At 65.2% G+C, this 6869-nt stretch carries 4 protein-coding genes; 1 reads left to right on the top strand and 3 read right to left on the bottom strand.

Translation table 11 applies throughout. From position 1 onward, the window contains the following. Window positions 1-134: 134 nt before the first annotated feature. Genes AC1DD3_RS21905 through tkt form a run of 3 tightly spaced genes read right to left on the bottom strand, consistent with a single transcriptional unit; the run spans window position 135 to window position 5041 of the window. The gene (locus AC1DD3_RS21905) at window positions 135-1769 is read right to left on the bottom strand and encodes a glucose-6-phosphate isomerase (protein ID WP_476882514.1); all 1635 of its coding nucleotides are present in this window, start codon (window positions 1767-1769) and stop codon (window positions 135-137) included. Between the two features lie 6 nt (window positions 1770-1775). Next, window positions 1776-2894 carry a transaldolase gene (gene tal / locus AC1DD3_RS21900; protein WP_476882513.1) on the bottom strand — a complete coding sequence of 373 codons (1119 nt, stop codon included), beginning with the start codon at window positions 2892-2894 and terminating at the stop codon, window positions 1776-1778. 29 nt (window positions 2895-2923) lie between these two features. Then, window positions 2924-5041, bottom strand: a complete 2118-nt coding sequence (gene tkt / locus AC1DD3_RS21895; RefSeq protein WP_476877251.1) for a transketolase — start codon at window positions 5039-5041, stop codon at window positions 2924-2926. Window positions 5042-5559: 518 nt separating this feature from the next. Here tkt and AC1DD3_RS21890 point away from each other — a divergent pair. After that, entirely contained in the window at window positions 5560-6519 is a 960-nt protein-coding gene (locus AC1DD3_RS21890; protein WP_476877246.1) for a heme o synthase, read from the top strand. Window positions 6520-6869 lie beyond the last annotated feature (350 nt).

Below are 6869 nucleotides of genomic sequence, written 5' to 3'. Positions count from 1 at the left end.
ACTCCGAAGAGCACGAGCGACGACGGTCCGGCAATCCGGTTCAGACGGCGGTCCCGCGGATCCCGCAAAGGGTTCCCGCTCCTGCCCGCTGACCTTCTGCCGTTCAAAGTATCTGGCATGGTTGGTTTAGTGCCTTAGCTTTCAGTGGCGGATGCTGCCTGGCCGGCAAGCGCGGAAACAATCTCCTGGAGCTGGGCGACGCCTGCTGCACGCTCGGTGAGGTGCAGGCGCAGGACCGGGCGGCCGTGTTCGCTCAGGACTTGGGCGTCACCCGCGGCCTGTGCCGTAATGAGCTCCCCGAAGGTGAACGGGCGGTCGGGGATGGCCAGGTCCTGGCCGGACGCGGCCGTCACCTGCAGGAAAACGCCGATGGCGGGTCCGCCCTTGTGGAACTGTCCGGTGGAGTGCAGGAATCGCGGTCCCCAGCCGAAGGTGACCGGACGGCGGCTGACCTGCGCCAGTTCGTCGCGGATGCCCTCAAGCTGCGAAAACGCAAGGCGGTCAAAGTAGGCCTGGACACTGAGGTAACCGTTGGCGTCCAGCTTCGCGAGCAGGGCGGTGACCGCCTCCGCCCCCGTGGCGGCGTTGCCCAGCCAGTCCCCGCCGCGCACCTCGATGGCACCGTCGGTGAAGGCGGCCGGCGTCGGTTCCGGCTGAGCGTCCAGCAGGCCGCGGGCAGCCACCTTGGCGGCTTCCACGTCCGGCTGATCGAACGGGTTGATGCCCAAGAGGCGCCCGGCCACGGCGGTGGCGAACTCCCACACCATCATCTGGGTGGCAAGGCCGCCGGCAATGGCAACTTCGTTTTCACCGAGTTCGACGTCGGCATCCGCACCTACCAGCCGCACCACCAGGACGTCTTCGGCGCCGGAGGTGACCTCCGGGGCGGAGGGGCCGGCGACCACCGGCAGGACGCCGGTGCCGAGCTTGCCGGTGGATTCCGCGATGAGCTGCTCAGCCCAGTCGGCGAAGCCCACGATTCCGGAGCCGTCTTCGACGATGACAATCTTGTCCCGCAGCGGGTTGGTGCCGCCAAGCGCCGTTCCGAGCGCAAGGCCGATGTTCTCCGGGGCGTCCTCGTTGAGGATTTCTGCCGCTTCCTCGGCCTCGTCGAGGAAGGACTGGATGTCCACCCCTGCCAGACCGCACGGAACCAGCCCGAACGCGGTGAGGGCAGAGTAACGCCCGCCCACATTGGGATCCGCGTTGAAGATGGCCCGGTAGCCGGCCTCGCGGGAAGCCTTGTCCAGCGGCGATCCAGGATCGGTGACAATGATGATCCGGCTCTTGGCATCAATGCCGGCTTCGGTGAAGGCATGTTCAAAGATCCGCCGCTGCGAATCCGTTTCCAGGGTTGAACCCGACTTCGAGGAAACCACGATGGCGGTTTCGGAAAGGCGGTCCGCGAGGGCAGCACCGACCTGCTCGGGGTCGGTGCTGTCCAGCACGGTCAGCTCGACGCCGGCGGTACCGGCGATGACCTCGGGAGCGAGCGAGGAGCCACCCATTCCGCAAAGGACGATGCGGGTGACGCCTTCGGCCTTCAACGCATCGCGGAGTTCCAGGATGCCGTCCACGAGGGGCTGCGAGACGGTAGCCGCCTCGACCCAGCCCAGGCGGACCGATGACTCGGCTTCCGCATCGGGACCCCACAGGGTGTGGTCCTTCGCGAAGATCCGGGTGGCAATGCGGTCCTCCACCAGGGCGGGCAGGTGCTGCTCAAGGGCCTTCCGGGCTGCGCCGGTGGCGTCGTAGCTGAGAGTGTTCATTGTGGGTTAGGAAGCCTTCCGTGCGGTGGCGAGGGCGCCCTCAACGTCGGCCAGCAGTTCCTTCCAGCTGGCAACGAACTTGTCCAGGCCTTCGGATTCGAGCAGGGCCACGACGTCGTTGTAGGAGACACCGAGGGCCTCCAGGGCGTTCAGGGTGTCGTTGGCTTCGGCGTAGGTGCCGGTGACGGTGTCGCCGGTGACCACGCCGTGGTCGAACGTGGCGTCGAGGGTCTTCTCCGGCATGGTGTTCACGACACCCTGGGCCACGAGTTCCGTAACGTACAGGGTGTCCGGGTAGGCCGGGTCCTTCACGCCGGTGGAGGCCCACAGCGGACGCTGCGGCAGGGCGCCGGCTTCTGCCAGCACTGCCCAGCGCTCGGTGGAGAACTGCTCCTCGTAGACCTGGTAGGCCAGGCGGGCGTTGGCGACGCCGGCCTTGCCCTTGAGGGCCTTGGCCTCGTCGGTGCCGATGGCGTCGAGGCGCTTGTCGATTTCCGAGTCGACGCGGGAAACGAAGAACGAGGCAACCGAGTGGATCTTGGACAGGTCGTGGCCGTTGTCCTTGGCCTGCTCGAGGCCGGACTGGAAGGCGTTGATGACGGCGCGGTAGCGCTCCAGCGAGAAGATCAGGGTCACGTTGACGCTGATGCCCTCGGCCAGGGTGGCCGTGATGGCCTCCAGGCCCTCAAGGGTGGCCGGGATCTTGATGTGGACGTTGTCCTTGTTGACCTTCTTGTACAGGTGCTTCGCCTCGGCAATCGTGCCGGCGGTGTCCCAGGCGAGGCGGGGGTCCACCTCGATGGAAACGCGTCCGTCCACACCATTGGTCGCCGCGGCAACCGACGCGAACAGGTCGCAGGCGTCCGCGACGTCCGTGGTGGTGATTTCGAAGATGGTCTCTTCAATGCTGGCACCGGCCGCGGCCTGCTTGGCGATCGTGGCGTCGTAGTCGGTGCCGGCGGTGATGGCGGCGTGGAAGATGCTGGGGTTCGTGGTGACACCCACAACGTTCTTCTCTTCAATCAGCTTCTGCAGGGTGCCGGTCTTGAGGCGGCCGCGGGAGAGGTCATCGAGCCAGATGGAAACGCCGGCGTCGGAAAGCTGCTGCGTGGGAGTGGTAGTCATTGCAATCTCCTTGAAACTGTGGGGTGCTGTCAGGACTGGAGTTCGGCGATGGAATCCTTGGCGGCGGCGGCGACAGCCTCTGCCGTGATGCCGAATTCCTGGAAGAGTCGCTTGTAGTCTGCCGAAGCGCCGAAGTGCTCGAGGCTGATGGAGCGTCCGGCGTCGCCGACGAATTCCTTCCAGCCCAGGGCCAAGCCGGCTTCGACCGACACGCGGGCTTTGACCGCGGCGGGCAGGACTGCTGTGCGGTAAGCGGCGTCCTGCTTGTTGAACCACTCAACGCACGGCATGGAGACCACGCGGGTGGCGATGCCCTCGGCCTGGAGCGCCTCGCGGGCCTGGACGGCGAGCTGGACTTCCGAGCCGGTGCCGATCAGGATGACCTGCGCGTCAACGGTCTGTCCGTCCTTGGAGGCTTCGGCCAGGACGTAACCGCCCTTGGCAACGCCGGCGATGGAACCGAAGGTGTCGCCCTCGGCTTCGCCTTCGCCCCGCTCGTAGGTGGGGATGTTCTGGCGGGTGAGGACGATGCCGGCCGGGTTTTCGTGGTTCTCCAGCATGGCTTTCCAGGCTGCCGAAACTTCGTTGGCATCGCCGGGGCGCACCACGTCGAGGCCCGGGATGGCACGGAGGGATGCCAGCTGCTCCACCGGCTGGTGGGTGGGGCCGTCTTCGCCCAGGCCGATGGAGTCGTGCGTCCAGACGTACAGGGACGGCACGCCCATGAGCGCACCGAGGCGGATGGCCGGGCGCTGGTAGTCGGAGAAGATCAGGAACGTTCCGGAGAACGCCCGGGTCTTGCCGTGCAGGGCGATGCCGTTGACGATCGAGGCGGCAGCGTGCTCGCGGATGCCGAAGTGCAGGACGCGGCCGTACGGGTTTCCGGACCAGGCGTCGGTCTGCTTGGACGCGGGAACGAACGACGGCGAGCCTTCGATCGTGGTGTTGTTCGACTCTGCGAGGTCGGCGGAGCCGCCCCACAGTTCCGGCATGACCGGTCCGATGGCGTTCAGGACCTTGCCGGAGGCTGCGCGGGTGGAAACGTCCTTGCCGGCCGGGAAGACCGGCAGGGCTGCGTCCAGTTCGGTCGGAAGCTTGCGTGCTTCCACGCGCTCCAGGAGGGCGGCGGCTTCCGGGTTGGCGGACTGCCAGGCGCCGAAGGACTCTTCCCATTCCTTGCGTGCGTGGGCGCCGCGGTCCACGACGGCGCGGGCATGGGCCAGCACGTCCTCGTCCACGTCAAAGGACTTCTCGGGGTCGAACCCGAGGACTTCCTTCAGGGCAGCAACTTCCTCGGAACCCAGGGCGGAACCGTGGATCTTGCCGGTGTTCTGCTTCTTCGGTGCCGGGTAGCCGATGATGGTGCGCAGCGAAACGATGGAGGGCTTGGACGTCTCCGCCTTGGCAGCCACGAGGGCGGAGTACAGCTCCTGGACGTCTTCCTTGTACTCGCCGGTCTTGGTCCAGTCCACGCGCTGGACGTGCCAGCCGTACGCCTCGTAGCGCTTGAGGACGTCTTCGGTGAAGGCGATGTCGGTGTCATCTTCAATGGAGATGTGGTTCTCGTCGTAGATGACAACGAGGTTGCCGAGCTCTTGGTGGCCGGCGAGGGACGAAGCCTCGGAGGTGACACCCTCCTGCAGGTCGCCGTCGGAAGCGATGACCCAGATGGTGTGGTCGAACGGGCTGGTGCCGGCGGGAGCGTCGGCGTCGAACAGGCCGCGTTGGCGGCGCTGGGAGTAAGCGAAGCCCACCGAGGAGGCCAGGCCCTGGCCCAGCGGGCCGGTGGTGATTTCCACGCCGGCGGTGTGCTTGTACTCGGGGTGGCCGGGAGTCAGCGAACCCCAAGTACGCAGCGCCTGCAGGTCCTGCAGTTCCAGGCCGTAGCCGGAGAGGAACAGCTGGATGTACAGCGTCAGGGACGTGTGGCCGGGAGACAGGATGAACCTGTCCCGCCCGATCCAGTCCGGGTTCTTCGGGTCGTGGCGCATCATCTTCTGAAAGAGAAGGTATGCGGCCGGAGCCAGGCTCATTGCGGTGCCGGGGTGGCCATTGCCTACCTTCTCGACGGCGTCGGCGGCCAAGACACGTACGGTGTCAACCGCGCGCTGGTCCAAGCTGGTCCATGACAGTTCTTGCTCTTCCAAATGTGGCACGAAAACCGGGCCCCTCTCTGTGCTGACGGCGGGCGGTACGGACAGGTCGCAGGAGGGCACAGGTTGGTGCCCGCTGCATTTTGTCTACCAGCCGTTCACCATTGAAACGTTGATCTTCATTCAGTCACTGGACGGATTGGGAATGCGGTTTCTCACCGTCTCCCACCGCGCGCTGATCTGCAGACAGCTTAGCTCTATTCCACAGTTCGGGCAGCGGAAATCTCACTAAATGGACGCATTTTCTCTTTTGTGAATCACTGTTGGCGGGACTCGGCGGTGAGGCTGCGTTAATGTGCTCGAAGCAGGCTCGAAGGAATCATTTTCAGTGATTTGCCGAAATGGGGTGATGCCACGGACTGATGCGCGACCGCGGTATGATATCGGGAGGCCACCGGCGGACAGGCAGGGCCCGTGCAGCGGACTTCTTAGCCCGTCAACCGCCGTTGAGGGATCAATCCGGACTCAGGATTCGGGCAGATCAGCCAGACAACACAGCCAGACAGAACAGAGTGACTGCCAACGTGAGCACAACAGATACGCCGCTGACCTCGTCCCGGGTCCACGGAAGAGCCGGATTAGCCCGCAAGGCGAAGGCGTACTTCGCTCTCACCAAACCACGGGTCATTGAACTTCTGCTGGTCAGCACGCTTCCCACGATGATCTACGCTCAGCGTGGCTTTCCGTCCCTCGGCCTGATCCTTGCCACCCTGGTGGGCGGCGCGTTCGCGGCGGGCAGCGCGGGTGCCTTTAACTGCTACATCGACCGCGACATCGACAAACTGATGCACCGGACCGAAAAACGGCCGCTGGTCACCGGCGAAGTCACCCCGCGCGAAGCCCTGATCTTCGCCTGGCTCCTGGGCGCGGCAGCCATCGCCATTCTCTGGTTCGGCGCCAACCCGCTGTCGGCCTGGCTGGGGCTGGGCGCCATCGTGTTCTACGTCGTGATCTACACGATGATTCTGAAGCGGCGCACGGCGCAGAACATTGTCTGGGGCGGCGCGGCCGGTTGTTTCCCGGTGCTGATTGCATGGTCGGCGGTCACCAACACAGTTGAGTGGCCCGCCGTCGTGCTGTTCATGGTGATTTTCCTGTGGACGCCGCCGCACTACTGGCCGCTGTCCATGCGCTACGGCGAGGACTACCGGAATGCCAACGTCCCCATGCTGGGAGCCATCGCCGGCGCCCGGGTGGTCTCCGTGCAGGTTGTCCTCTACGCCTGGGCCATGGTGGCGTGTTCGCTGCTGATGGTTCCCGCCGGTGGCGCGGGCTGGGTCTACACCGTTACGGCCGTGGTGGCCGGGGCCTGGTTCCTGTACGAATCCCATGCCTTGTACAGCCGCGCGCAGGGCGGCGACCTCTCGGACAAGGGGGCCATGAAGGTCTTCCACGGTTCCATCAGCTACCTCACGCTCCTGTTCATCGCGCTGGCCGTCGACCCGTTCGTGGGCCCGGCCATCATGGGCTAACCGGGCAACACCGGCCGCCCCGGCAACACCCCCGCGCCATTCTGGCCCCCGGGACGCTCTCTCACTTGTCGCAACAGATTCGGCGACGCTCTCTCACTTGTCGCAACAGATTCGCCAACGCTCTCTCACTTGTCGCAACAGATTCGCCAACGCTCTCTCACTTGTCGCAACAGATTCGGCAACGCTCCTTCACATCATGTGGGGACTGTCCGATAAACGGTGTGTGGGTCCGGCCGGTTTTCATTAGTGAATGGTTCTTTCGAACCGGCCGGCGAAGGTAATCGCGAACGCGTTCAGCGCAGGCTTCCACCTCATCACCCAGCGTGCCCGACCGCCGCCGGTAGGATCAA

Source organism: Arthrobacter sp. 05T444 (assembly GCF_056395905.1).
The sequence above is the reverse complement of the archived record's forward strand: the minus strand, read 5'-3'. Positions and strand labels throughout refer to the sequence as shown.